Raw genomic sequence first — 25,700 nt, forward strand, 5'->3', positions numbered from 1 at the left:
GTCGTCTCAAAATATTTCGGATACTTTCATCAAGATACAGAAATCGCAGACGGCGATTTGGTCTGAGATTGAATTTGATTGCTGGTATCTACAATTACGAACTTCGTTACCGACAAAAATATATATCTTGATTACTTTTGCAAGAGATCTAATGACGGCGGCGGTTACGGCGGCGTTAACGGTAGAGAATTGTGGAAAAGCGACGGCACAGCGGCGGGTACGGTTCTGGTCAAAGATATCGGCGTTTCTCACCCCTATATCCCTGGCACTTACCCCAACAATTTAACGGCAGTAGGCAATACCCTGTTCTTCACTCCCATTGACAGCGTTAACGGTAGAGAATTGTGGAAAAGTGACGGCACAGCGGCGGGTACGGTTCTGGTCAAAGATATCCGCCCTGGTTACTCTAGCTCCCTCCCCCGCTATCTAACGGCAGTGGGCAATACCCTGTACTTCACTGCCTTTGACGACGTTAACGGTGAGGAATTGTGGAAAAGCGACGGCACGGCGGCCGGTACAGTTCTGGTAGCCGACATCCGCCCTGGTTCCAATGGCTCTAACCCCCGCAATTTGAGGGTAGTGGGCAGCACCCTGTACTTCAGCGCCAATGACGGCGTTAACGGTTATGACTTGTGGGCTTTAAATGTGGGTACGCCCGCAGTTCCCACCCTCGCTATTGCCGCCACCAGTGCCAATCAAACCGAGGGCAATAGTGGCAGTAAAGCCTTTACCTTCACCGTCACTCGTGCGGTTAATACCACGGGAAGCAATAACGTCAACTGGGCAGTTACCGGCAGCGGCAGCAATCCTGCCAATGCCACTGATTTTGCTGGGGGATTGTTACCCAGTGGGGTAGTGAGTTTTGCCCCGGGAGAAAGCAGTAAGGTGATTACTGTTGACGTTCAGGGAGATACAACAGTAGAACTGAACGAAAACTTTACCGTCACCCTCTCCAATGCCACCAACGGTGCTACTATTACCACCGCTACAGCCACGGGAACCATCAATAATGATGACTTTATCGGTACTTCTGGCCCCGACACCCTTGTGGGAACCTCTGGAGCAGATGCCATGACTGGATTAGCCGATGATACTTATACGGTAAATAACGCCGGGGATTTGGTCATTGAAGCTCTCAACCAGGGAACCGATACCGTGCAAGCTTCCATTTTCTATACTCTTCCCAACAACGTGGAAAATCTCCTCCTCACCGGTACTGGTAATCTTAATGGCACGGGTAATGGCTTAAATAACCAGATTACAGGGAATAGTGGCAATAATAACCTCAATGGTGCTGCTGGTAACGATAGCCTCAATGGTGCTGCTGGTAACGATACCCTCAATGGTGCTGCTGGACGCGATACTTTAACCGGTGGGACGGGGACAGACATCTTCATCTTCCGATTTGGTCAGTCCACCGCAGCAGCCCTAGACCGAGTTACGGATTTTGCTATTGGTACTGATAAGATTGACCTGCTTAGTCAAGCTGGTGGGGCCATTAATGCCCCGGTCGCTTTTACCCGGGCAACAGATAGCACCACGACCAATATTAACACCATTGTTACTAACGTCTTTACCGATGCTAATGGGGCAACAGCCGGAAATCAAGCTCTCGGAATTAACAGTGCTGTTTTAGTGCGGGACAATAGTTCTTCTACTTACCTAATTATCAACGACGGTACGCTTGGTTTCCAAAGTGCTAATGATTTGGTGATTAATCTTACTGGGTTAACGGGTACTTTACCTGCGCTCGGCACTATTGCGGTCAATAGTTTCTTTGTCTAAATTGATGGGGGGGATTAATTCTCCCCTTTTAACAGTGTTTTTAGTATAGAATTAGGGCAGGTATTGCTAAAGAACCAGATTGTGAAACTAATTGTCTTTGATGATGAAAGTGAGGTAATCGTGCAATGGATACCCGATTAAAATATCAAGGTATTATTAAGACTGTTCTCCAGAATCATGCTAACTATCGTGCTACCTTACCTGATGGCTACACTTCTCAGGTTATATTTGATGATGAACGAGGACATTATCTAGTTTTAGATTTCGGTTGGAGTGGTAATAAGTATCTCCATGCAACACCAATTCACCTTAGCTTGGTTGTCGATAAAGTCTGGATTCAATGTGATGAAACGGAGGAAGGTATAGCTACTGATTTGATGGAAGCAGGTATTCCCAAAGAAGATATAGTTCTGGGTTTTCGTTATCCTAAAGTACGCAAATATACGGGATTTGCTGTGGCTTCGTGACCAAAAATGTTGAATCTATACATCAAACTTTATACACAAGCTGAAATTGCAAAAATGTTTTAGACAAACTCAATTATAAACAAAGTAATGCAATTGAGAATTTAATTTACCTTATCGTACTTTTAGCCCTGAAATATATGATAGCGATGATAGTTTAAAAAATCTAAATCTGGTAAAAAGCGATCAGGAACATTTAAAGTTTTACCGCGATAGTTGATAAAATTTAGTTCTAACGTCTCGCTACCTTGATCCTGAGCCTTTTTTTCGATCTCATGGCCAATAATTAATCTTAAATCCTCATCAAAACTAATTAAACCTCGATCGAAAGCAGTATCATGAGTACGAGCTAGGCACAGGCCATTATGAGGGTTTAAACGCTGTTCAGGAAATTGACTCCAGGGTAATATATGACTAGCTGTTAGTAACAGAGGAATGGGATTTCCTGTAATACAGCAACGATAGTTATATAGGGCTAAAATTGTCTTTCTAAAAAAGTTTTGTCCGATTCTAACTTTTCTGATTGCCTCGGTTTCTGTTTTGATATTTTCCGAAAAATCAAGTCTGGTAAAATCCTCTTGCTGTTCGTTGATAACTCCTAAAAGAACCTGTAATTTTTCCTCACTTTCTAGGGCTAATTCTGTCCAGTTATCCTCGAACTCCTGCCAGATTTGCCGATCAGCTTTACTGATACCTTTTAACCCCTGTACTCCTCGCAATTGATGCCTGGGATCGAGAGAACCAAAATTACATAATTTCATCACCAGGGCCGATGGTGTTCGCTGTAACTTTTCAGCGACTTCGATAATAACAGGATTATTGGTGTGGAATTGTCCATAGGGAAATTTATAGTATAAATTGAGAGCGATCAGCAGCTCATCCCTTGTCCATAAATTCTTAGTCATAACCCCTAGAAAATACCACGATCAGCCCTGAAATTACTGCTCAAATCAAATCGGGAAAAACTTCGCGCACTGCTGGATGAATTAACCGATGATTGGCGACATTTAACCCCTTAGCGAGGGAAACATCTTGATCTAAGGCTTTTACTCCATGGTTGGCTAATTTAATAACGTAGGGTAGGGTACTATTATTTAAAGCTTGAGTTGCCGTCCAGGGTACTGCTCCAGGCATATTAGGCACTCCATAATGTACTACTCCCGACTCCAAGTAAGTCGGTTGACTGTGGGAAGTGGCCCGCAGAGTTTCCACGCAGCCTCCTTGGTCCACTGCCACATCGACAATTACAGAACCAGGGGTCATTTTGGCGACTAAAGAGCGAGAAACTAGAGTTGGCGCTCGTTTTCCTAAGACTAGCACTGCCCCAATCAATAAATCGGCCTTAGGAACCACATTTTCTAATTGTGCCGGGCTACTATAAAGCAATTCTACCCTGGAACCGAATAAAGTTTCTAAATAGGCCAAGCGCTCGACGTTAATATCTAAAATAGTTACTTTTGCTCCCATACCGATGGCAATTCTGGCCGCTTCCGTACCCACCACACCACCGCCAAGGATAACCACTTGTCCAGGACTCACCCCGGGGAAACCCCCCAGTAAAACTCCCCTACCTCCCTGTTGTTTTTCCAGATAGCGGGCCCCAAATTGTACCGAAAGACGACCGGCAATAACACTCATGGGAGTCAAGAGAGGCAAACGACCATCGGCAAGCTCGACCGTTTCATAAGCGATCGCAGTTGTTCCCGACTCGATTAATGCTTCCGTTAAATAGCGCTCGGCCGCTAGGTGTAAATAGGTGAATAGGAGAGCTTCCTTGTTTAAAAAGCCGTATTCTGCCTTCAGCGGCTCTTTTACCTTGACAATTAGCGGTTTATCCCAAACTTGGGCCGCTTTTTCCACAATTTTGGCCCCGGATTTTTGGTAATCTTCATCGCTGAATCCAGCACCCAATCCGGCGGCCGTTTCCACAAATACCCTGTGACCGCGATCATTGAGTACACGCACACTACTGGGACTCAAACCGACGCGAAACTCTTGATCTTTAATCTCTTTGGGAACACCTATTTCCATAGTTTGCTTCTGGGGGACTATTTCTCACTAGGGTATGCTGAAAAAGTTTTTCGGTGGGGGTAGGGTGTGGGGTGTGGGGTGTGGGGTGTAGGGTTTTAGCCATTTTCAGGGGAAAAGTCCCTGAATTTTCCCCCGGATCACTCCAAGGGCTAGTACTTATCGAACAATGTTTTTAGATTTATTCAGCCAACCCTATAGTTGCGAGTTATCAGGCATACTATTTGGGAATTTTAGCGACTTTTTTGGTATTCTTCGAGCAAATCGATTAAATCCACCTGACATTTGGTGGGTAACAAATCCGCTAGAGAAACTTGCAGATGACCACCTCCGAGGGTGACTTTAATCTCCCGCAGGATAGACATGACTGCATTCTCACTTAAACTGTCGTTTTCGAGCAAAGGGAAGACTTTTTCGGCAACGACGCTGTGTAAATGTGCTTCCCGGAGATAGAGATGCCATTTAGCCACGTCAATGTAGATATTGTCGCCGATTTGGGCCGCCAGATTTTCGATGTCCTGAGTTGTGTTAGCCATGGGATGTTACCGAGTAGTTAGCGATCGCCGCTATATAAATCAAATGTCCCACCAATAGAATAGCCCAAATTCCCGTGAACAGATTTAACCAAGTCCAATCGGAAAATTTAATGATATGAAAAAACCACAACCCTGAATTAATCGCTAAAAAACCCGCTACATGAACGGCGAAATTCATGCGATCATCTAAACGTCGGAAAGCGGGATCGTTTTTGCGGTCGGGTTGACGGGGCCAACGGGGAGGCATAAGCAGTGATCAGTTATCAATTATCAGTTATCAGTGTACCGTTTTTTTTAGCTAAGTTAAGTTGCCAGAGTGCCTATCCTCACCAAGAAGTTAATTTTTGTCCTATTACTTATCTACTGGCGACAATTTCCACTTCGGGTAAGATTTCTAAAGATAAACGGGTTCTGACGGTGCCAGAAAGACGTTTAAGCAGTTGTGGGCGTAAATCGCGCAGAATATAGATTAATTCGTCTCCGGTGCGCCATTCTTCCCTTTCTGTTACTACCTGTAGGGAATTATCGCGACGCAATAGTAGGGGCAGCAGTTCGCCATTTTCAATTAATTTAGTTAATCTGGTCTGTTGTTCGCTCAAATCATTGCCTTTAAAGATAGTTTTACCCAATTTAATCTGATTATCGTCTAAATACTGATTCCATTCCTTGACCGAAAAACTAGGGAGAAAAACCTGATTAACCTTATTTTTATCTGGGTTGGGGGTTCCCGCAAAGGCAGCCAACACCCGGGGAGGATGAAATTCCTCCCTGGCTCTTTGGGCTAAAACCAGATTAACCTCGCTATTATTAGTCAAAACCAGAAAAGTCCCCATGGATTCGATGCCCGCTTCTTGCAGTATTTTTGTATCAAGTGCGCTACTCTGCAGCACCGTCAAACCCTCTTCTTTTGCTTGCTGACAGGCTGCGGCATCCGTATCGATTAAAACCACGGTTTCCCCTTGTTCTTGGAATAAACAACCGATTAAGCGACCTAGGGGATTACAACCGACGATTACTGCCCCTGTTGCCGCAGAAGAAGTGATTTTTAGCCCTTTTGCCACCCACCGCGCCGTTAATCCCTGAATAAAAACGGTCATTAAAATTGTTAAAAAGACTAAAGCTTTGATCGCTTCACCGCCATTAATACCGGCACGGGTGAGTAAAATGGCAAATAAAGAAGCTACGGAAGCGGAAACGATTCCCCTAGGGGCAACCCAAGCGATAAATAGCTTATGTCGCCAATTTAGGTCACTTTTTAGGGTACACAGAGCCACACTCAGGGGACGTACCACCAGCATCAAGACTAACACCGTCAGGACGCTGCCCCAACCCAAAGCGATGACACTGGCGATCGAAAGATCCGCCGCTAGTAAAATAAACAGTACCGACACGCAAAGAGTGGTTAATTGACCCTTAAAACGCCTTAATAACCGCTCATCGGGAACGGCCGCCGCTTTTAGCACGATTCCCGCCATTACCACCGCCATTAACCCCGATTCACTGCGACTAAATTGCGATAAACCAAATAACCCCCAGACTCCCGCTAAAACCACGAGATTTTTTAACTCAAAAGTCAGAAAATTGCAAGTTTTTATAATAAAACTTAACAATCCGCCTCCAGCAATGCCGATCGCCGCCCCGATGCCTAAACGCAGGGTTAAACCGGTGATAATTTCCATGGGGCGGGCATGACTATCAATAATCGTATTTAGCACCACTACGGCTAAAATTGCGCCCACCGGGTCGATTAATACCCCTTCCCCTTCCAAAAGCGTCGCCACCCGTCGATCTACGGCTACTTGCTTCAGCAAAGGCCCGATCACTGTCGGACCAGTTACCACCACTAAAGAAGCGTAAAGAAAAGCGATCGGCCAGGGAAATTCCCCCAACCAGTGGGCTGCCATACCGCCACCGATGAGAGTGATGGAAGTACCGAGGGTGACAAGATTGCGTAAACTGCCAGAAACTCGCCCTAATTCCCGTCCGTTTAGGCTTAAACCGCCTTCAAATAGGATAATCGCCACAGAGAGGGCAACAAGGACTTCTAAGCCAATTCCCAGACTTTGGGGGTGTAGAATTTCCCAACCATCGGACCCTAAGGCAATCCCAAAAATGAGCAGGAAGACAATACTGGGAACTTTCAGGTATTCGGCAATGACTTGGGCTGTAATCCCCGCCACCACAGTGATGACAATTTGCAGGGTAAGGGCGAAAGATGGATCCATGTTTAGCGATCGGTTGTCGGCTATCGAGGCGGAGTTATGGTTGGGGTTTAATGATTCTAATTATAGTTTTGATTGCTGCTCGGGCCCGGTCGGGAGGAAATAAGCATATTCCAGAAAACGGGTTTCTCAAAGAAACCCGTTTTCTATGGCAATTAAGCCTTATCACTGTCTGGCTTTGGCTTTAACTGGCGTTTAACCAATGCACCTAAGCCTAATAAGCCTAACCCTAAAACGGTACTAGGTTCGGGAACTTTCTGTCCTGTTACGGTTAAGGGAAAAGAAACCGCTTGAGCCGGAGTACCCGTGCTGGCGGGAATCCAAGCATTTTGGAAAAAGCTCCCTGCATTTCCATTTACAGTTACGGGATTTCCTCCTGAAGTTGTCATCAGAAAAGGAGTAAAACCAGTTGTCCCTGCTGTCGGTGACACCCCTGTTAGGTTGTAGTCTGCCCAGTAAGTGCCTGGCGCGAGAGTAAGACCAGAACCACTGAAATTGGCAGCAATGCTGATAACTGATAACCCACGAGAAAATATAATTGTAGCTACCTACCCATTCCTGATTAATTCCTATGGCAGAAGAAACCACCACCCCCGCAACTCCGGCAGCAGCAGCAGCAAAACCGGCTCAACCCGCAGCTGCTAAAAAACCCAAGCAGCCTACCGTCGAGGAAAAACCCTTGGCTGAATTTATTGAGCAGCATTTTCAGCCGGCACTGGCGGCAGCCTTGCAAAAGCTGGGTATAACTGATATAAAGCTATCCTTTAAACAGGATAAAATTCCTGTGTCTGGCGTTTCTAGCTCTCCCTGTTGGCAGTTAACTGGCAATTGGCTCGATGGAATGCGTCAATTTAGCATTTATTTTTGGGAAGAAGACATCAATGGTAAAAAGGCTTTTTCGCAAGCTGAGGGCGGCGCTCAACCTAGTACCCTTGAATCATTTATGATCGATGAAAGGAAAGTTAGTCTTGATTTACTGTTGTTTTACACCCTGCAACGGCTTAACGGTCAAAAGTGGTTGACGAGAAACTAAAATTGCTGAGGATTAGCGATCGAGAAGGGGGGTAAAATGAGTATAGACGACCACCGCTTATCGATCGCCAATAGTAATTATGCGTGTATTTGTACTACTTTTTAACGCGGGTACAGAAAACGAAGGTATCCACACCATTCAAATGGGAGCTATCAATAAGGTGTTGATGTTTGAATCAGAAGATGATGCCACCCGTTATGCTCTACTGTTAGAGGCACAGGATTTCCCGACTCCCACGGTAGAGAAAATTGATTCGGAGGAAGTGGCAGAATTTTGTCGCAGCGCTGGCTATCAAGCGGAAACGATTGAAGCGGGTATGTTGGTAATTCCCCCCGAAAGCAACGCCGAGGAGTTGGATTGGCAAAAAGAGGAAGTCCCCCCCGCCGAGGAGGAGTTTTCCGAGATTCCCGATGCGGAGTTAGACAGCATCCGTCGTCGTCTAGAAGGACTTTTGTAATCCAGTGATTCAGTGAACAGTAATCAGTAGTTTGGAGTCAGAAGACAGGATAATAAATCAAAATTGTTCACTGATAACTGATAACTGACCACTGATAACTGATAACTGATAACTGATAACTGATAACTGACCACTGATAACTGATAACTGATAACTGATAACTGAATATGACAACCGTGGGGGAATTGGGCGAAAATTTGGTGGCGGATTGGTGGCAATTACAGCAATGGCATATCCTCCAGCGTCGTTGGCGTAGTGGCGGCGGTGAAATTGATTTAATCGTCTTGTCTAAATCTCAGGCGATTCTCGCTTTTGTCGAGGTGAAAACCCGCAGCGCTGGCAATTGGGATTTAGGGGGCAAATTAGCGATCGATGACCGTAAACAAGGGAAAATTTACGAAGCTGCCCAGATATTTCTCTCCTTTTATCCCCAATGGTCCGATTTAACCTGTCGTTTCGATGTGGCGTTAGTTAGTTGTCAAAAAAGTTCTCTATTAGCTTTACCTGAGTTTTCCCTTGATTATCCCTGTCAGCTACGGGCAGGTTATCAATTGCAGTTACAGGAATATCTCGTGGCGGTTTTCTAAAAACATAATATGCCCGCCTAGGTAGGCGGGCTTCATCTTGTACAAACGATATGGACTCCTAAAAATTTAACGGACTCAATACAATAGAGGTTTACGGAACTCACAACAGTCTATCTGTCAACTATCAAGATTTCTCAGTTTACCGACTCAGGTGCTGATTACGGCTCACTCCATCTGTCCTATATCGAGCAACAGAGGCGAAACCATACTTTACTTTACAAACTTTGAGAATCTGCGTCCGATTTAGCTGTTGCGTTGAGCTAGAGCAGGTGGCACAGGCTCTAGGTCTTTTTGCCTGGAAGGAAGTTGAGTCGCTTCCTTTGTGCCTTATGTTTTTAAGATAACACGTTTGTCAGGACCCGATCGACCTTGTGATTAAAGTTTACATTTATTGATTTTTAGCAAAAATTGCCGTTACAAAACTATAGGAAGTGGGGTATGGGGTGTGGGGTGTGGGGTGTGGGGAGAATAAATAAAATAATCTCCTATCTCCTGACTCCTGACGACCGACTCCTGCCTCCTATCTCCTGACTCCTGACGACCGACTACTGATTAGGGACTGAATCTCCTGTCTGTAGGCAAAAGGAGCGCGACTGAGAGCCTCTTGAAAGAGGGGTTGAGCCTCTTGATTTTTGCCCTGTTCTTTTAGTACGATCGCTGTGGCTAAAATCGGTCGGAAATCGTTCACATCCATTTGTTGAGCTTGTTTATAGGCTTTTAAAGCTTCTGGATAATTTTGCTGCTCGAAGTAGATTTTTCCTAAAAGTAACTGAACGGAAACGATATCGATTAAACTAGCAGGATTATTGGGATCGGCAGCAGCTTTTAAGGCCCGATCAAGCGTGTCTTTGACCAGACTAATCGCCTCGATAGGGCGGTTTTGGCTGAGAAATAAATTAGTTAATCCAGTTAAGGCCCGTAGCTCTTGGGGATGGGAGGCTAAAAGGGCGCGATAACTGCCTGTGGCTCCTGGGTAATCCTCTATTTGCTGTTTCGCTTCTGCCAAAAGTAGTAGATAATCGGATTGTTGGGGGTTAAGTTGCGCCAATTTTTCTAAAGGTTCGATCGCTTGCCTTAAATCACCCTGGTGTAAGCGAGTATCTAATAATCCCCGCAAAGCCGTCTGATTATCGGGTTCACGCTCTAAAACCATCTGATAACCCAGGGCTTGACTGGCTAATTTCTCTTGTTCCACTGCGGACAGATGACTCTGGTCCGAGGAGTGCTGACTCTGGAGAATAGAAGTCAATAGCGGCATGATCGAGAAGGACAGTAAAGCAAATAACATCAGGACGAGACCGATGGACAGCCAACGACGGTGAGAGAGAGAAGCTTTCATAGACTGGGGTGCGAGGGGACAGACAAGAAAATGTTATGGAAATCTGGAGATTTGATTAGGGGATCGATCGAATTCGCCGCTCTTTATTGAGTACAATGGGCAAACGGTCAAGACTCAAAAGGGTTTTGACTAGGTTGACAGTCAAAAGATCATGGTTCTTAATATATTAGATGCCAGTAGAGTCGCCCTAGAGGGTTATTGTAACCCCCCAGATCGCGCTTTTGACTTGCTTGATTACTAATTTACTATGTGTCTCCGCCGCTAGGAGTGTGATATGAATCGTCCTGGGAATCGGTTTACCGAATCACCGAAAACCCCCCCGACTCCTGAAATGGAAATTCAGGAAGTCCCCCTTGAATCCCCCCATACTGAGGCTGATTTAGCCGTAGAGTCAGCCGCCACCGAAGAAGTCAAACGCCAACAACCGATCCCCCCTCCCAGTCATCTGCGGCAGTATCGGGCAATCGGTCTCGTCTATGGCCATTATCAGCGATCGGAGGAACAATTAACTAAAGGCAATATTTTAACTGCCGATGGTACTCTGATCGATTCTGTGATTCTCGGTCGGGTGATCAGTTTGGTTAAAAATCATCTCGATCTGGAAAAACCCCATCTTTGGGTAGTTTATCCGCGCACCCGTCAGGAAAATGATGCCCTTCATGTTCAGATTGTCGGTGTTTGGGAACCAGAAACCCTGAAAAAGGAGGATGATCAGGAGATAGAGCCTCTCCTCGCTTCTACCTCGGGTTATTTCTCGATTCGAGGCGAAGTCATCTTTACCGAACGGGAAAATCAAGCGGTAGTGGTCAAAATCCGACAAATGCCCAAAACTGAAGCGGACAAACCCAAGTTTTTTAAACTAAAATTGCGCGGTACTTTACCCAGTAAACCGGTCAGTCGTTTTTGGGATTTTCAGGTACAACTTAAAGGAGATGCCTTAACCATTTTGGAAGGTTTAGACCTAGGTTTTGCCAGCAAGAAAAAACCGACGGGTAAGGGAGGTTTTAAAAAGCCTTTTGATAAAAATCGTCGTCCCTCGGCCGATAGATATTCTCGACCGGAAGGGGAAGGAGAAAAACGACCTTTTACCCCCGGACAATCCCCTATCCCTCGGCCTTCCCGACCCAAACCAGTATCGGAAAACTAATTTTTTTCTAAGGATGGGTGAGAAACCCATCCCTAGTCTAGGACTTGGTTTTGGGAGTTACTTGATACTTAGTATTGGGAATATAAGCGCGAATGTTATAACTATAATCTGTTCCCAAAATCTCGGCGATAAAAACCGCTAACTCAGTGCCTAAAATCGCTTCATCGGCAGAATTGAAAGATTTATAATCTTCTATTAACCATTCTTGACCACCATTAACTAAAGTACATCTAAATGTACCAAGAGATTCGGCAATTTCTGGATTTTCTGTATAGTTTCTCGTTTTTACTTTCCCCGCACTATCTGCCCTCAAACACAATTGATTAAGTTCTGCATAAAATTTGGCAGGAATTTTGTCTAAATCACCCCCTTTAGTCACCCAACGCATAAAAAGATGGAAAGACCAAGGAAGATTGAGGTAAACTAGATAAGATAAATAAGATAAACCCAGAATAATTGTTAAATATAAGGAGGAAATCAGGAATTTATTATATTTCTTTTTTTGGTAGCGATTTAAATGTTTAGCTAAATCTAGCTTTGATTTTCTCATGAATTTTAATTACTCAAAAGTAATTCGTAAAGAATAAGATGTATAAAAAAATCCTGCGTTTTGCTCCGATTATCCTGTCCTTGAGTTTATTTATTCTAGCGGTCTGGGCAATTAGTCAAGAATTTAAACACTACACTTTTGCCCAACTCTTGGCTAGTTTGGATCATATTACCACAAGTCGTAAGCTAGAAGCTATTTTTTGGATGGCCTTGGGTTATTTGTCGATGACGGGTTATGATCGCCTAGGTTTTTATTATATTAATCATCCCTTAGCTTTAGGCACTATTATCCGCACTGCTTTTATCAGTTATGCTCTTGGTAATACCATTGGTTTAACCTTATTTTCTGGGACTGCTATCCGTTATCGTTTCTATACTCCTGCGGGGGTGGGGGTGGTGGATATTGCCAAAGTTATCACTTTTACCCATTTAAGCTTTTGGTTAGGAATGTTAGGGATTGGTGGTGTAAGTTTCCTCCTCGATCCCCAACGGATTCCTCAACTTTTAAAATTACCTTTTTTAACTACTAAACCTTTAGGAATAATTTTTTTATTGCTGGTTACGGGATATTTTTTCTTGACTCTCACCTATAAAAAACCAATAAGAATCGGCCAAGAAAATATCTATTTACCCTCTTGGATCCTTTCCCTGGCTTTGATTTTGTTGACTTTTATCGATTGGATATTAGCCGCTAGAGTTCTCTATCTTCTACTCCCGGACAACTATAATACTTCGTTTTTAGGATTTTTCGGTCTCTATGTATTTGCTATGACGGCAGGGGTATTAAGCAATGTGCCGGGAGGAATAGGTGTTTTTGAGTTTATCATGCTGAGATTACGCCCCGAATATGTATCTAATGCCGAGCTTTTAGGCTCTTTAATCGCCTATCGAGCTATTTATTATTTCCTGCCTTTAATTGTCGCTTTTGTCTGGTTGTTGGGTTACGAAGCGCGCAGAAAATAAGACCCGTAAATTAGCTTAAACGGACAGAAAAAGTCCCCATGCCGTCATAGCTGGGGAGCATCAATCTAGTAGGCTAAAGTTTCTAAAGTTTCCCGTAGATAGGAACAAATGCGAGCATCAGCATCGTCTCTATTTTTACCTGATTCTAGTTGTTCTTGCTGCCAACGCCGAAAACCGGAACTAGCGGCGATGGCTTGTTTTAAATGCTCCCAAGTGTGATGATCTTTGTGAAGCGGGGTGTCAGAAAATGTGGTGGAGTTGCCCATCTTTACCTCTGGTGGTAGGGTTGCACCTTTTAACATAACTTAAAAATCGCTGAAAATTCTGATAACTGGGACACAATTAGGCAGAAAAAGGTGTTGCCTAGCGGGAAATCTGCGGGGATGCCAACACCTTTTTTGAGGAAATCTAGCGGATTTTTAGGATATTTTGCTGGTTTCTGCCGCTTCTTCCGTCACCACTGCCTGATTTAAAGCTGCGGGGGGAATGGGGATAGGAAATACCGCCGGCAGGTTAGCGGCGGCATCTTCAGGAGGCTGCCCGGAGTGAAAACGACGGTAACTTAAAACACCGGCTACGGTGATTGCTCCTGTAGCGGCGGCAACCCCTAAAATAAGTTTGTTAGGATCCACATGGAAGGTGGTATTGCTGCCAAAAATGCTTTTACCTTTAGCGAAAGCACAAGCGGAGGCGCTGCCGGCATCAAGAGTACCTAAAACAATGCCACTGACGAGGGTGGCACTAACGGCGATGGAGGTGAAAAAAGTTTTCTTCATAATTGCCTTGGGATAGGTTGTCAATAGCGATTATCCTTGCATTATAGATATCTCCATCACAATTGTCTATTTTATTTCCGTTGGTGACATTGGGATAATTTTGTTTAAGAATCATGAATTATCAATATCGTGTCGGGGGTAGTCTTGCCTATAACCATCCTACCTATATCGAGAGAAATGCCGATCGAGAACTGTTAACGGCGTTGAAAAATGGTCAATTTTGCTACGTTTTTAACTGTCGTCAGATGGGTAAATCCAGTTTAAGGGTACGAGTGACTCATATTTTACAGCAATTGGGCATGGATTGCGCGTCCGTAGATATAACCAGTCTTGGCAGTAATGATAATTTATCCCAATGGTATAACGGCGTGATCACCCGTTTGTTTTTAGGATTTAATCTGACGGGAAAAATTAATCTTAAATCCTGGTTGCGTGAGCGAGAGGATTTACCCCCCGTGCAGCGTTTGGGACAATTTATTGAGGAAGTTTTATTAGTTTATTGTCGGGGAGAGAAAATATATATTTTTATCGACGAGATCGATAAAATTCTCAGTTTACAGTTTTCTCTAGATGACTTTTTTTCCCTGATTCGTTATTGTTATAACCAAAGAGCGGAAAATTCCCAGTATGAAAGAATTACTTTTGCTTTATTCGGTGTGGCTACCCCGGCAGATTTAATTCGCGAAAAGACCCAAACATCTTTTAATATCGGCCAAGCGATCGAATTAACAGGATTTAATTTGACCGAAATTGCTCCTTTAGCCGCAGGATTATCTAGTCAAAGTAATTATCAACCTGATTGGTTAGAAAAAATTATTTTTTGGACGGGAGGACAGCCATTTTTAACCCAGAAAATCTGTCAGCTATTGTGGGAAAGTGATTTAGATATTGAGACGCTGATCAAAGAGAAAATTATTAATAATTGGGAATCTCAAGATGAACCGGTTCATCTGCGAACTATTGCCGATCGCTTGTTAAGAAATCAAGACAAAGCGGGTCGTTTGTTGGGCATCTATCAACAAATTTTAGAAAAGGGATCAATCCTCTATGATGATAGTCCGGAACAAGGGGAATTAAGGTTATCGGGGTTAGTGGTAAAAAAAGATAATCAATTAGTAGTTTATAATCCTATTTATCGAGAAATATTTAATCTCAATTGGCTGGAAAAACAATTAGAGCAATTGCGTCCTTACTCAGAAGCGATCGCCGCATGGCAACAGTCTAATTATAGCGATGAATCGCGGCTTTTACGCGGAAAAGCTTTAAATAATGCTCTCGATTGGTCTCAGGGTAAAAGCTTAAGTAATCTTGATTATCAGTTTTTAACTGCTAGTCAAAATCTCGATAAAAGAGAGGCAGAAATTAGCCTAGAAACTCAGAGGCAAGCTAATAAAATTTTAGCAATTGCTCACCAAAAAGCTACCAAAAGAATTCAAATTGGCTCGGTAATTTTAATTGCTTCTCTCTTGGGTTCTCTCTTAGCTTTTATTCAGGTAAAACAAGCGTGGCAGCAAGTAGAAACCGCTCAACTAGGTATTCAATTACAGCGCAAAGGTGATAGTTATTGGCAACAATTTCAATTTGAACAATTAGAATCTTTAATTGCGGCCATGCAAGCAGTCAATAGTTTAAAAAATATCGTTACTGATGACCAAACCCTGGGTAAATATCCTGCTACCAGTCCAATTATTACCCTCCAACAAATTTTAGATCGCATTCAAGAAAAAAACCAACTGCAAGGACACCGGGGGACTATTTATAGTGTTAGTATTAGTCCCGATGGTCAAAAAATAGCCACTGCTTCTCAAGATGGGACGGTAAAAATTTGGAATCAAAAAGGTGAGAATATTCAAACTTTGATCGGTCATCAGGGAGCAGTTTATAGTGTTAGTTTTAGTCCCGATGGTCAAAAAATTGCCACTGCTTCCGAAGATAAAACCGCCAAAATTTGGAACTTGCAAGGGCAAAATTTAGTCACCTATCCTGACCATCAAGAATCAGTTTATAGTGTTAGTTTTAGTCCCGATGGTCAAAAAATTGTGACTACTTCCAGGGATAAAACCGCTAGATTATGGAATTTATCAGGTGAAACTTTACAGGTATTTAAGGGACATAAAAGATCGATAGATGCAGCTAGTTTTAGTCCCGATGGTCAAAAAATTGCCTCCGCTTCCCGGGATGGTACGATTAAAATCTGGGATTTATCAGGTAAAATTATCTTGAGTTTAGGTCAAGAAAATATTGAGGCTTTTTATAGTGTTAATTTTAGTCCCGACGGTCAAAAAATTGCTGGGGCAGCCGCCGATAAAACTGCTAAAATCTGGGATTTACAGGGAAATTTAATAGCTACTTTCCGGGGACATCAAGATTTTGTCAACAGTGTTAATTTTAGTCCTGATGGCAAGTTTATAATTACTGCATCTAGTGACAGTAGTGCTAAAATTTGGGGAATGCAAGGGGAAGAAATAACCACTCTTAGAGGACATCAAGAATCAGTTTTTACTGCTGTATTTAGTCAAGATGGAAAAGAGGTGGTAACTGGATCGAGTGATGAAACGGCTAAAATTTGGCAACTGAACAATTTAAATCAAGCTAAGTCCGATAATACCAGTGTTAGCATTAATTCCCAGGGCAATATTATCGCTATTGCTAATAAAGATGGTCAGATTACTTTACTGGATTCACAAGGTAAAAAAATTAGAGAATTTACCACAAAAATGCGCTCAATCTATAGTCTAGCTTTTCATCCCGATGGTAATCAGATGGCGATTACAGGAAGAAATGGAAAAGTACAAATCTGGAGTCAAAAAGGAACAATGCTTCAAGAATTTACCGCTAGTCAAGTACCGATTTATAGTCTTGCTTTTAATGGGGAGGGAACAGCAATAATCACGGGAACAAGCGAGGGAAAAGTTCAATACTTGCATTTAAGTAATCATCGACCTCAATTAATTAATTCCTGGACAGCCGATGATAATATTATCTATGATTTGGTGTTTTCTCCCGATCGCCAAAAAATTGCTACTGCTGCCCGGGGAAAGATTAAAATTTGGGATTTGCAGGGCAATCTTTTAAAGGAGATTAAAACCGATTCTTTTCCCGTTTATGGAGTTAGTTTTAGTCCCGATGGTGAAAAAATTGCCGCTATTTCAAGGGATGGTACAGCTAGACGCTGGGACAGGGACGGAAATTTGCGCTCCGAGTTTAAAATAGAAGAAGATATCGTCTATGGGATCACTTTTAGTCCTGATGGTCAAGAGATTGTGATTATTGCTAGGGATGGTCAAAAGCATCGATGGCCTTTAGAAACGGAATATAATTATTTACAAAAATTGCTCGATCGAGGTTGTCTTTGGTTAGAAGATTATCTCAGGAATCGTCCCGAAAAACGAGAAGCTCTATCCCTGTGTACTAGGAAAATAAAACCATTCACCTTTTAAACTTGGTTTGACTGGGTGGGGGGGAAGGTTAAATTAATTAGTTAATTTCTTGGGTAATTATTGCCTAACCCACCCGCTAAATAATCTTAACTTTTAATCCGATGAGGGGGGATTTTCTTCCCTTTTTGAGCGAGTTTCTGGGGGAGTATCTTCTCCGATAGTTTTTTCTGGGGGCAAATCTTCCTCGGTAACTTCAATAATCACCGTTTCGCTAACGGCAATAGTTTCGACTTCAACAGTTGCGACAGGTTCAGTCAGGGGAATTTCTGAGGGAATTTCTGGGGGATTTTCAGAAGGGTTGATCTCTTCTATTGCTAAATCAAAATCATCGAAATCATCGAAATCATCGAAAGTTTCATCATCATCAATAATTTCCGCAGCTTTTTCCCCAATTTCTGTCACTGATTCTGTAGTAGTTTCCCCGATAGCTGCCGCTTTTTCGACAACGGGGGCAACCGTTTCTTGAGCTTTTTCCCCAATTTCCGTCACTGATTCTGTAATAGTTTCCCCGATAGCTGCCGCTTTTTCGACAACGGGGGCAACCGTTTCTTTAACCGTTTCTTTAACTTTTGCCGCTACTTTCTCAGGTTTAGCTTTAGTTTTGGGGGATTGGGAGGGAGTAACTTTCCCCAGACGATTGCCTAACCAACCGACAATAGTAAATAATTTAACCGGTTTGTCGGGATAAAAAAGTGCTTGTCTGAGTTTGAGAGTTTGCCAAGCAAAAGCAATAAATAATATGGCCGCGGCAGCTTGTCCGAGGAGGATAGCGCCTGTAATCCTTCCCGCGCACAACCAGAGAACAAGGGCATAGAATAATCCTACCGCACTCCAGAGAAAATCATCTTGACGGTGGCGATCGGGGGCGATAAAAGCGGTGGTGAGGAGGTAGAGACTACTTAATCCCACAACGATCGCTAGGATATAGGGCAACATTTGCGATTCTCCTTTGACATTTCCTTTTTTATTGTGCGTTATTTGGGGTCGATCGAGTCTATTTTTTGATTAATTTGGGAAATTATCGAGTCAGATCGTCTTTACCTGTGTTTATGAATAGCCAGCGTTAATATTAGGAAATTCTTCGTTTATCCTCTGCTGCTTGTGCTGATCAGATTAAACAAGCTTTCGGATCAAACAATTAAGTTTTGAGATTTAACAAGCAAAGAGGAATTAGGAACCCTTGATCAACCCACAGACAAACTGCTATCTTTAGTAATTAGTGCCGATGAGAAATATTTGATTATTGTTAGGGCTGACAAAACTATAAAAATCTGACAGAATAAAGCGTTTCTCCCCTAGATGAGCTGCGTTTTTGCGACTGAAATCCTTACTTCGGCAAAGTTTTATTTATACTTCACCTTGACGAGAAACGCTGGCAGTAGGATAAAATAGTAAAATTAAGACAATTGTTCCGAGGATTCTGCCTAATTTATTTAATCCTAACTAACGTTTTTTAATTAAACTCAATCCCGCAGCAATTAAGCCTAAACCCAATAATCCCCAAGTGCTACTAGGTTCGGGAATTCCTAAGGCTTTCAGTGCCAATTGACCGATTAATTGATGACTGCGGGTGGTGGGATGAATATTATCCCAAAAAAGGTATTCATTCGGATTAGGACAAACTTGGATAGGTTGCACGGGAATTCCGTCTTGAATGGTACTTAAACAAGCTTGATCAACATTAGTAAATCCGTACTCAATGGGACGATTGCGAGCATCGGCAAACAGGGAAAAAATGTCAAGGGAAGTAATTTCAATACTGGGGAGATTTTGCGATAAACTACTCAAAGTGAAGGCCAGTAAGCCGTTATGAGATTGGGTGATTAGACTAAGATTGCTGGAGTTAGGAGTTGATAAGGTGGCGGGTAATTGCCCTAAATCCGGTAAATTGGGAATGAGAAAATTTCTAGCACCAGCATTGTAAAGATCAATAATATAATCGCCGATATTGTCAACGGAATCACTCACATTGATTGGCTGATTACCAAGATAATCATTCGCACCACCAAAGACAATATACAAAGCATCAGAGTCCACGGCTGGATTTGTCAACAAGAAACCGCCTACTTGTTGTTCAATGCCGGGCAAGCCGGGAGCTACTGTGTTAGCATTGCCGGTAGTGGCACCAGCGATAGCAAAATTTGTCTGTAGAGTGGGGGTGAGTCCTAGGGATGTTTGCAGATATTCTACCCAAACTATACCATTAGAAAATCTTTGGTCGTAGGGAGGCTGGGGGGCAATTCCTCCAGAGGCAATAAAAAATCGCCCAGCATCGGAGAGACTATCCCCAAAAACAAATGCCTGGCTAAAGGCATTCGCTGCGGTGGGGACGCAAAAGGAAAGAATGACAAAACCTGTAACAGACAGAGATTTTTTCAGATGGTTATTGAACATAAAATAGATGGGATTCTACCCTAGATCAATTAGCGTGTTCTGCACAAGTTAACATATTTTGGCTCAAAAAGCTTTTTTTGTAAGATATTTTTAACAAATCCGCTCAAGGGTTTTTAAAGTTAAGAATTTAACTTTTGCTATGATTGACTTAAACCCGACAGCTAGTTGATAGCAGAACAGTAGCTGGGGGTCTAGAGATGAGGCCAAATCCCGTCACACTTCCTCTTGATGAGCAACGTTGTCTTAAATTATCAAAATCGAAACTTATGCCGACAATATTTTATTGGGGAGAAGATGAATTTGCTATTAACCAAGCGGTGAAAAATCTGCAAGCAAAACTTCTTGATCCCAATTGGATACAGTTTAATTATGATAAAATTAATGGTGATCGCAATGAGGCAATTATCGAGGCCTTCAATCAAGCGATGACTCCAGTTTTCGGCATGGGAAATCGTTTAGTTTGGTTAGCGGATACGGTTATTTGTCAACAATGTTCCGAGGATATTCTCAAGGAATTACAGCGCACTTTGCCCAATTTACCCGAAAATTCCTATCTGTTATTAACCAGTGCCAAAAAACCCGACTCCCGCTTAAAATCGAGCAAGTTTATCCAAAATCAGGCAGAGGTTAAAGAATTTGAACTAATTCCGCCTTGGAAAGTCGAGGAAATTGCCCAAAAAGTTAGGGAAATTGCCAAAGAAGTGGGGGTAAAATTAACCCCCGATGCGATCGAACTCTTAGCAGAATCAGTGGGAAATAACAGCCGCTTGTTGTGGATGGAGTTAGAAAAACTGCGTTTATTTAAAAATAATTCGGCGGGAACTATTGACAAGAAGGACATTTTAAACTTAGTCAACGCCAGCAGTCAAAGCAGCCTACAGTTAGCCAGTGCGATTTTAAAACGGGAGACAGGCAAGGCCCTCGAATTAGTCAATGAATTATTAAATCGTAACGAGAACCCCCTGGCTATCACCGCCACCCTAGGGGGTCAATTTCGCACTTGGGCAATAGTAAAATTAAAAATTGAAGAAGGAGAAAAAGACGACAAAAATATCGCCGCCGCCGCCGAAATTGCCAATCCCAAGCGACTATATTTCATCCGCAAAGAGATACAATCTTTTTCTTCTAAGCAACTTCTCGCCACCTTGCCCATACTTCTCGAATTAGAATATCGTCTCAAGCGGGGTGCAGAACCTTTGGCAACTTTGCAAACAAAAATTATCGAACTTTGTTGTTTATTGGTGAGTTAAGTAGGGAGGCACAATTATTTGTAGGATGGGTTAGCGGTAGCATAAACTATGCGGGCGTTGGGTTTCATGCTTCAACCCAACCTACGTTCATCTTGGCAAACAAAAATTATCGAACTTTGTTGTTTATTGGTGAGTTAATACCCTTCCTTGCTGTTCAGAAATCCTCTAGAATAAGATTCTAGAGACTTCTAAATAATCACAATGACCGATGATGCCATCCCTAGTCTAAATTTAGCCATCGCTAGTTTAGCCACGAGTAATCATTTCGCCCGTTGGGTGACGAAAGCACCCCTACCGGGGGGATATGTGCATCATGACTGTCAATGGACCGAGACTCTAACCACGGAATGGATGGCATGGCAGGAAATGTTCTGTCTGGAAAAAATGCCGACCTTGCCGATGTTAGAGCAATTAGAAGCAAATTATCGACCTAAACTGACTCTTTCGGGAGAAGGCGGCAGTTATGGCGGTCGATTAATGCAGAAACTAGGTATTAGTCTCTGGCAATGGTTATTTCAAGCATCAATTAGTCAAAGTTTTGCCCAAAGTCAGGGAATCGCCCTCGGCAAAAATCAGCCCCTGCGAATTCGCTTGGAATGTCGCAATCCCTATTTAATTCTGCTGCCCTGGGAAATTATGCAGCAAGCAGGTAAACAGGCCATATCTCTGCATCCGAATATACTCTTTAGCCGCACCACCAGCGATGTGGACCCACTGCCACCGATAAAACCGAGTAATAGTCTCAATATTCTCTTAGTTATCGGCGAAAAACAGATTAAAACCGCCGCTAGTTCCCTCAACCTCACCGCCATTAATACCGATGGAGAAACTAATCCCGACCAGGCACTGGAATCCGAGGCCGCCAATCTCATCGGGTCTATCTCTCCTGGGGGCAGTAGTTCCCTCCAGAATTGGGGAGTGAAAGTCAAAGTCGATACCCTAATTCGACCGGGGGCCGAAGAACTGACCAAGGCCTTGGATACGGGCAAATATCAAGCTTTTTTCTACGCCGGCCACGGAATGGCCGCCCCCAATGGCGGTTCCCTATTTCTGCGGCCAGGGGAACAGCTAAACGGGACGGAGTTAGCCCAAGCTTTGGTGAGAAATCAGGTCATTTTAACCGTTTTTAATGCCTGTTGGGGTGCTTATCCCGCTAAATCGGGTCAGGAGATGATCCCCCGCAGCAGTCTGGCGGAAGTCTTGATTCACCACGGCGTTCCCGCAGTTTTGGCCATGCGAGATGCGATCGCAGATCGAGAGGCCTTGAGTTTTATCGAAGTTTTTACCCGCACCCTCTTCGGGTTCAAAGACAAAGAAGCGCAGATGTCCAAGTTGTTTCCCGGTCCGAGAGTCCCTATTGATCAGGCCGTTCGTATCGCCAGGCAGCAGTTATTAACCCTCTACAAGTACAATCAACCCGCTTGGACTTTGCCGATCCTCTATATGCACCCGGAATTCGACGGGCAATTGCTGCAAACCCTTGATGAGACTCAATCACCGACGTTTATGCCCAATATCTCCGGAACCATGCCCGCTGCTTTCTTATACTATCTCGATCGTCCCGAAAGAAAATTGTCAATCCGTGGTGGCGGCATGAATATAGGACGGGACAGGGAAAATGATCTACAGATCGCTGAAAAATGGGTTAGTAAAAACCATTGTCGGATAATTTGCCGTAAAAATGCCGATTATCCAGACTATCAATACTTTCTCGAAGATTTCTCCCGTTTTGGTACTTTTATCTACCAAGATGGCCACTGGAAACAGGTTCATAACCAAGAAGTTCCCCTAGAGTCCGGTTTACAGATTCGCTTCGGCAGTCACCAAGGCCAAATCCTCGCATTTGTGGTGGAATAATTAGGGTTGGCTGAAAAAGTTTGTCGTCGGGGCAGGGTGTGGGGTGTGACCCCCCCAACCCCCCCGACATCGGGGGGGGTGTGGGGTGTGGGGTGTGGGAAGAATAAATAAAAATAATCTCCTGTCTCCTGTCTCCTGACTCCTGCCTTCGTTAACTAACTTTTTGCTTCCTCTTTCAGGGAATAAATTGGTTTAAACCAACCTTTGCGCCAGAAGTAGAAAATCAAGCCCCCCGCTACGGCTAACATGACTAACCAGACAAGGAAATAACTCCATTCTCCTTTTAATTCTGGCATATTCTCGAAGTTCATGCCATAGACACCAACGATAAAAGTTAAGGGAATAAAAATCGTCGAAATTACGGTTAAAAACTTCATAATTTCGTTTAATTTATTGCCCATAGTGGACATATAAACATCCATCAAACTCGCCGCTAATTCTCGATAAGCTTCGATAATTTCCAGAATTTGAATGACGTGGTCGTAGGAATCCCGAAAATAAATTTGTACTTCATCACTGACTATACCATGATGGTCACGCATCAGTAAATGTAGGACATTTCGCATCGGCCAAATTAAGCGACGCAGTGCCAATAATTCCCGACGGACATCATAGATTTCCTGCATTGTATCTCGATCGGGATTACTAATAATCGCATCTTCCAACGCTTCAATCCGATCTTCGTAGTGTTCTACCACGGGAAAATAACCATCGATAATCGTGTCTAATAATAAATAGGTTAAATAATCCGCCCCCGATTTCCGTACTCGTCCCTGGGAAGTGCGAATTCGATCTCTCACTATCTCAAAACAGTCCTGTAATTCCTCCTCTTGAAAACTTAAAAGATAGCGTTTTCCCAAGACAAAACTCACCTGTTCCGTATCAAAACCGCTTTCATCTTCCTTCAGTCGCACCATCTGAGAAATCACTAACAATTGATTGTTATAATCTTCTAACTTGGGACGCTGCGGCACATTAACCACATCTTCTAATAACAAAGGATGCAGATTAAAAATTTCCCCTACTTGTTTTAAAACCGTCTCACTCCCTAACCCTTGAATATCCATCCAAGACACGGTATTTGTGCCAATATAGGGGGCGCAAGCATTGGGGGTAATATCCACCTTGCGAATGGCGTTATCTTCATCGTAGTCAATTAAAATAATCCGCGAGGGTTTGGCATCCGGTTCAATAATTAATGTCCCCGGTTCACTACCCGGTTCATCATAAAAATAATCGAAGTAGTCTTCTTCCTCGTCTCCATCGGTATCGGGACGATTGTTAACGAATATATCCGGTTGTAGTTGGGTCATAAGCTTACAACAATCTGGCTAGTTTGGGCAATAAGAAAACAGAAAAGTTAAAAAATTTAATTTGCCTAAAGTTACTATCTATCGCCATGAGATTACAGTAAACTGAAGATTGTTTACTGATTTATTCCCTCCTGATAATTGTCAACGATGAGATTAATCGGGAGAATTAGCAATATTGACGGCCAAAATTTATGGAATCCGCCTCTTTTATTCCCCGTCTAGTTATCCCCGTCGGTGATCCCGCCGGAATCGGCCCTGAAGTGGTGTTAAAAGCGATCGCCGATTCCCCAATCTCGTCTATTTGTCAGATTACTCTAATCGGCACAAGAACGCTTCTCGAAAAAGCCTATCACGATCCCCATCTTCTCGATCGCTTTTCTCTGATCGATTTGCCCTACCATCAAGAAAAAATCGTTTGCGGGCGTGGGGATGCCCATAGTGGTGAAATTAGCTTTCTTTACCTGCAAGAAGCCATAAAACGCACCCTCAAGGGCGAATTTGATGGTATTGTCACAGGTCCGATTGCTAAATCCTGTTGGCAGTTGGCCGGTTATGATTTCCCCGGTCAAACGGAGGTTTTAGCTACCATGGCAGGAATTAACCGTTATGGGATGCTATTCGTCGCTAAATCCCCTCACACCGGCTATAACTTACGCACTCTCCTCGCCACTACCCACATCCCCCTGCGAGAAGTTCCTGATGCCCTGAACCCCGATCTGATGACCCGAAAATTAGACCTATTGATCGAGTCTTTAAAGCTAGATTTCGGCATCGATCGCCCCAAAATCGCCATATCCGGCCTTAATCCCCACAGTGGCGAAGCGGGAAAACTGGGAAGGGAAGAAAAGGACTGGTTACAGCCTTGGCTAGAGTCAATGGGACAAAAATACCCGCAAACCCAACTAATCGGCCTTGTCCCCCCCGATACGCTTTGGGTGGAACCGGGACGCGCTTGGTTTAGCGGTCAAGGGCAACCCGCCGACGCATATCTGGCATTATACCACGATCAGGGACTAATTCCCGTCAAATTAATGGCTTTTGACTGTGCTGTTAACACTACCATCGGTTTACCTTTTGTTCGCACCTCTCCAGACCACGGGACGGCTTTTGATATCGCTGGCCTTGGCATCGCTAGACCCCAGAGTATGCAAGCGGCGATCCAATTAGCGATCGAATTATGTCAGCAGCGCCGTACAGATGGGTTTTAGCTGTTGGGGAATTAGGAAGTGGGGAGAAGGGAGAATAAATAAAAATAATCTCCTATCTCCTGACTGGAAAGAGGGTTTGGGGTGTGGGGTGTAGGGAAGGAAACCTCTTTCCTCTGTGGGGGTGAAAATTTTTTCATCGGGACTGACTGGAAAATAGAAGCTGAAATAAGGCAAATTCGTCAATCATAATAAATCCGTTGAGTATAGGCCACATATCAGGAGAGGCACTCCTGCAAGGGGAGTGACTCTTAAATGATTACAGATGTATCAGCAGCTGCGTGTAAGCATCCCACCGAAAAACTAATGCGCGGGGGGTTTGGGGGCGGCGCCACGCCCCCAACGGGGGGTTTGG

General features: G+C 43.6%; 25 protein-coding genes and 2 pseudogenes. 13 read left to right on the forward strand and 14 right to left on the reverse strand.

Annotated elements, in window-relative coordinates; genetic code table 11:
• The 3 genes and pseudogenes from H6F92_RS12665 to H6F92_RS12675 form a co-directional block, all read left to right on the forward strand.
• Window positions 1-131: pseudogene (locus H6F92_RS12665) on the forward strand (IS5 family transposase); the annotation flags it as partial.
• Entirely contained in the window at window positions 79-1,785 is a 1,707-nt protein-coding gene (locus tag H6F92_RS12670; RefSeq protein ID WP_322874219.1) for an ELWxxDGT repeat protein, read from the forward strand. The pseudogene H6F92_RS12665 and the gene H6F92_RS12670, both read left to right, overlap by 53 nt.
• A 125-nt stretch (window positions 1,786-1,910) precedes the next feature.
• Window positions 1,911-2,252 (forward strand): XisI protein, encoded by a 342-nt coding sequence (locus H6F92_RS12675; protein WP_190358098.1) that lies wholly within the window; start codon window positions 1,911-1,913, stop codon window positions 2,250-2,252.
• A 122-nt stretch (window positions 2,253-2,374) separates the two neighbouring features.
• On the opposite strand, the gene H6F92_RS12680 is transcribed toward H6F92_RS12675, so the two are convergent.
• The 6 genes from H6F92_RS12680 to H6F92_RS12705 all read right to left on the reverse strand — a co-directional run bounded on the left by H6F92_RS12680 (window position 2,375) and on the right by H6F92_RS12705 (window position 7,466).
• Entirely contained in the window at window positions 2,375-3,154 is a 780-nt protein-coding gene (locus tag H6F92_RS12680; RefSeq protein WP_190358099.1) for an HNH endonuclease, read from the reverse strand.
• A gap of 40 nt (window positions 3,155-3,194) precedes the next feature.
• Window positions 3,195-4,280, reverse strand: a complete 1,086-nt coding sequence (gene ald / locus H6F92_RS12685) for an alanine dehydrogenase (RefSeq protein ID WP_190358100.1) — start codon at window positions 4,278-4,280, stop codon at window positions 3,195-3,197.
• Between the two features lie 230 nt (window positions 4,281-4,510).
• Window positions 4,511-4,813: a DUF3181 family protein gene (locus tag H6F92_RS12690; RefSeq protein WP_149978261.1), complete on the reverse strand. Its 303-nt coding sequence runs from the start codon at window positions 4,811-4,813 to the stop codon at window positions 4,511-4,513.
• Window positions 4,806-5,060: a hypothetical protein gene (locus H6F92_RS12695; protein ID WP_002761850.1), complete on the reverse strand. Its 255-nt coding sequence runs from the start codon at window positions 5,058-5,060 to the stop codon at window positions 4,806-4,808. The genes H6F92_RS12690 and H6F92_RS12695 overlap by 8 nt, the downstream gene beginning before the upstream one ends.
• Before the next feature lie 109 nt (window positions 5,061-5,169).
• Entirely contained in the window at window positions 5,170-7,038 is a 1,869-nt protein-coding gene (locus H6F92_RS12700) for a cation:proton antiporter (RefSeq protein ID WP_190358101.1), read from the reverse strand.
• 152 nt (window positions 7,039-7,190) lie between these two features.
• Complete coding sequence (locus tag H6F92_RS12705) at window positions 7,191-7,466, reverse strand: PEP-CTERM sorting domain-containing protein (protein WP_265795745.1); 276 nt, start codon at window positions 7,464-7,466, stop codon at window positions 7,191-7,193.
• A 140-nt stretch (window positions 7,467-7,606) separates the two neighbouring features.
• Between H6F92_RS12705 and H6F92_RS12710 the strand changes: the two genes are divergently transcribed.
• From H6F92_RS12710 to H6F92_RS12720, 3 genes are all read left to right on the forward strand, one after another.
• Entirely contained in the window at window positions 7,607-8,068 is a 462-nt protein-coding gene (locus H6F92_RS12710; RefSeq protein ID WP_190358102.1) for a DUF2996 domain-containing protein, read from the forward strand.
• 79 nt (window positions 8,069-8,147) lie between these two features.
• A complete protein-coding gene (locus H6F92_RS12715) occupies window positions 8,148-8,525 on the forward strand; it encodes a DUF3110 domain-containing protein (protein ID WP_190358103.1) in 378 nt (125 codons plus the stop codon).
• A gap of 167 nt (window positions 8,526-8,692) precedes the next feature.
• Window positions 8,693-9,112: a YraN family protein gene (locus H6F92_RS12720; RefSeq protein WP_190358104.1), complete on the forward strand. Its 420-nt coding sequence runs from the start codon at window positions 8,693-8,695 to the stop codon at window positions 9,110-9,112.
• 520 nt (window positions 9,113-9,632) lie between these two features.
• Here H6F92_RS12720 and H6F92_RS12725 read toward each other — a convergent pair.
• Entirely contained in the window at window positions 9,633-10,451 is an 819-nt protein-coding gene (locus H6F92_RS12725; protein ID WP_190358105.1) for a tetratricopeptide repeat protein, read from the reverse strand.
• Window positions 10,452-10,725: 274 nt separating this feature from the next.
• Here H6F92_RS12725 and H6F92_RS12730 point away from each other — a divergent pair, with 274 nt between their 5' ends.
• Window positions 10,726-11,598: a hypothetical protein gene (locus H6F92_RS12730; RefSeq protein WP_190358106.1), complete on the forward strand. Its 873-nt coding sequence runs from the start codon at window positions 10,726-10,728 to the stop codon at window positions 11,596-11,598.
• A 37-nt stretch (window positions 11,599-11,635) separates the two neighbouring features.
• Here the strand turns inward: H6F92_RS12730 and H6F92_RS12735 are convergent, their stop codons facing one another.
• The gene (locus H6F92_RS12735; protein WP_190358107.1) at window positions 11,636-12,148 is read right to left on the reverse strand and encodes a hypothetical protein; all 513 of its coding nucleotides are present in this window, start codon (window positions 12,146-12,148) and stop codon (window positions 11,636-11,638) included.
• Between the two features lie 38 nt (window positions 12,149-12,186).
• On the opposite strand from H6F92_RS12735, the gene H6F92_RS12740 reads away from it, so the two are divergent.
• Complete coding sequence (locus H6F92_RS12740) at window positions 12,187-13,110, forward strand: lysylphosphatidylglycerol synthase domain-containing protein (protein ID WP_190358108.1); 924 nt, start codon at window positions 12,187-12,189, stop codon at window positions 13,108-13,110.
• Between the two features lie 65 nt (window positions 13,111-13,175).
• On the opposite strand, the gene H6F92_RS12745 is transcribed toward H6F92_RS12740, so the two are convergent.
• From H6F92_RS12745 to H6F92_RS12755, 3 genes are all read right to left on the reverse strand, one after another.
• Window positions 13,176-13,412 carry a hypothetical protein gene (locus H6F92_RS12745; RefSeq protein ID WP_002738997.1) on the reverse strand — a complete coding sequence of 79 codons (237 nt, stop codon included), beginning with the start codon at window positions 13,410-13,412 and terminating at the stop codon, window positions 13,176-13,178.
• A 117-nt stretch (window positions 13,413-13,529) separates the two neighbouring features.
• Window positions 13,530-13,886 carry a hypothetical protein gene (locus tag H6F92_RS12750; RefSeq protein ID WP_190358109.1) on the reverse strand — a complete coding sequence of 119 codons (357 nt, stop codon included), beginning with the start codon at window positions 13,884-13,886 and terminating at the stop codon, window positions 13,530-13,532.
• Window positions 13,852-14,001 carry a hypothetical protein gene (locus H6F92_RS12755; protein ID WP_190358110.1) on the reverse strand — a complete coding sequence of 50 codons (150 nt, stop codon included), beginning with the start codon at window positions 13,999-14,001 and terminating at the stop codon, window positions 13,852-13,854. Before H6F92_RS12755 ends, H6F92_RS12750 begins: the two co-directional genes overlap by 35 nt.
• Here H6F92_RS12755 and H6F92_RS12760 point away from each other — a divergent pair.
• Entirely contained in the window at window positions 14,000-17,326 is a 3,327-nt protein-coding gene (locus H6F92_RS12760; protein ID WP_190358111.1) for an AAA-like domain-containing protein, read from the forward strand. The genes H6F92_RS12755 and H6F92_RS12760 overlap by 2 nt on opposite strands.
• A 93-nt stretch (window positions 17,327-17,419) precedes the next feature.
• On the opposite strand, the gene H6F92_RS12765 is transcribed toward H6F92_RS12760, so the two are convergent.
• A complete protein-coding gene (locus tag H6F92_RS12765; protein WP_190358112.1) occupies window positions 17,420-18,262 on the reverse strand; it encodes a Ycf66 family protein in 843 nt (280 codons plus the stop codon).
• Window positions 18,263-18,427: 165 nt separating this feature from the next.
• On the opposite strand from H6F92_RS12765, the pseudogene H6F92_RS27200 reads away from it, so the two are divergent.
• Window positions 18,428-18,601, forward strand: a pseudogene (locus tag H6F92_RS27200) (WD40 repeat domain-containing protein).
• A 168-nt stretch (window positions 18,602-18,769) separates the two neighbouring features.
• Here the strand turns inward: H6F92_RS27200 and H6F92_RS12770 are convergent.
• Window positions 18,770-19,720 (reverse strand): SGNH/GDSL hydrolase family protein, encoded by a 951-nt coding sequence (locus H6F92_RS12770; RefSeq protein ID WP_190358113.1) that lies wholly within the window; start codon window positions 19,718-19,720, stop codon window positions 18,770-18,772.
• A gap of 266 nt (window positions 19,721-19,986) precedes the next feature.
• Between H6F92_RS12770 and holA the strand changes: the two genes are divergently transcribed.
• Both holA and H6F92_RS12780 read left to right on the forward strand, forming a co-directional pair.
• Window positions 19,987-20,970, forward strand: a complete 984-nt coding sequence (gene holA, locus H6F92_RS12775) for a DNA polymerase III subunit delta (RefSeq protein WP_190358114.1) — start codon at window positions 19,987-19,989, stop codon at window positions 20,968-20,970.
• Between the two features lie 201 nt (window positions 20,971-21,171).
• Entirely contained in the window at window positions 21,172-22,827 is a 1,656-nt protein-coding gene (locus H6F92_RS12780) for a CHAT domain-containing protein (RefSeq protein ID WP_190358115.1), read from the forward strand.
• Between the two features lie 155 nt (window positions 22,828-22,982).
• Here the strand turns inward: H6F92_RS12780 and corA are convergent, their stop codons facing one another.
• Window positions 22,983-24,140: a magnesium/cobalt transporter CorA gene (gene corA, locus H6F92_RS12785; protein ID WP_190358116.1), complete on the reverse strand. Its 1,158-nt coding sequence runs from the start codon at window positions 24,138-24,140 to the stop codon at window positions 22,983-22,985.
• Between the two features lie 191 nt (window positions 24,141-24,331).
• Between corA and pdxA the strand changes: the two genes are divergently transcribed.
• Window positions 24,332-25,348, forward strand: a complete 1,017-nt coding sequence (pdxA, locus tag H6F92_RS12790) for a 4-hydroxythreonine-4-phosphate dehydrogenase PdxA (RefSeq protein ID WP_190358117.1) — start codon at window positions 24,332-24,334, stop codon at window positions 25,346-25,348.
• Window positions 25,349-25,700 lie beyond the last annotated feature (352 nt).

This window comes from Microcystis wesenbergii FACHB-1317, assembly GCF_014696875.1.
In the GTDB taxonomy this organism is placed as follows: Bacteria; Cyanobacteriota; Cyanobacteriia; order Cyanobacteriales; family Microcystaceae; genus Microcystis; species Microcystis wesenbergii_A.